The sequence below is a fragment of the Psychrobacter sp. 1U2 genome (assembly GCF_051847575.1).
In genome coordinates, this window is record NZ_JBPYDC010001778.1 from 1 (window position 1) to 527 (window position 527).

Below are 527 nucleotides of genomic sequence, written 5' to 3' on the forward strand. Positions count from 1 at the left end.
GTTGATCGATGATGACGCAGCATTGCGATTGATATTGGCTGATACTTTTGGAGACGCTGGCTTTATGGTTGTCAGCTTTACGCAGGCACAGGCGGCATGGACCCAGCTTAATGATGTCTTACAACAACATGCATCAGCGACGCAGTTGCCGGATGTCATATTAACTGATATTCGTATGCCAATGATGGATGGCTTGTCGTTTAGTGGATGGGTACATAAGCATTTTCCTCAGCTACCTATCGTCATTATGACTGCTCATTCAGACATCAGCTCTGCTATTGACAGTTATCAGACAGGCGCATTTGAATATCTACCCAAACCCTTTGATCTAGATGATGCGGTCGCAACGATTTATAAAGCTATCAATTATCAGCCAACTCATCAGATAAATAATAAGCAAGCCGAAACCGATGTCAAAGCTCAGGCAAAAAAAGAGAGCAAGCTAAATCCAACAACCAAACCAACCAACAGCTCTGACAACTCGGTCAAAGACAAGGATTCGTTAAAAGATAAAGCTACTGACAAGT

The 527-nt window shown here is 42.9% G+C and carries 1 protein-coding gene; it reads left to right on the top strand.

The genetic code is table 11. The annotated features are described in order from the left end of the window. Position 1: 1 nt before the first annotated feature. The coding region (locus ACS8FD_RS24355) for a response regulator (RefSeq protein WP_439277738.1) at positions 2-527 on the top strand (526 nt) is incomplete at its 3' end.